1 protein-coding gene is annotated in these 396 nt (G+C 34.6%); it reads right to left on the reverse strand.

Features of this window, described 5'->3' with window-relative positions; translation table 11 throughout:
• The coding region (locus tag IU405_RS00385; RefSeq protein ID WP_262894624.1) for a helicase-related protein at window positions 1-396 on the reverse strand (396 nt) is incomplete at both ends.

Here is a 396-nt window from a genome sequence, read left to right on the forward strand (position 1 = left end):
ACATCTTTCTTGTCAACGCCCATCCCAAAGGCAGAGGTCGCAACCATAATTTGAACATCACCCGCAATGAAAGCATTTTGGTTTTCTGTTTTTTCCTGACTTTCCATCTTACCATGAAATACTCTGGCATTAAAACCGTCATCACTTAATCTCTTAGCAAGGTCACTGGCTCGTTTTGTTCTTGAAACATAAATAATAGATGGGCAATCTTTCTCTTCTATTAAATCTCGAACTGAATTATATTTTTCTTCGTCATCTCCTTTTTCAAAAACCTTATAGTGCAGATTGGTTCTTGACGCTTTAGAAGGAAATATTTCAAATTTGATTCCCAACTTTTCTTTGAAATATTCGCAAATATCTTCAATAACTTTTTGTTTTGCTGTTGCTGTAAAACAA

It is taken from the genome of Polaribacter sp. BAL334 (assembly GCF_015767435.1).
GTDB lineage: Bacteria > Bacteroidota > Bacteroidia > Flavobacteriales > Flavobacteriaceae > Polaribacter.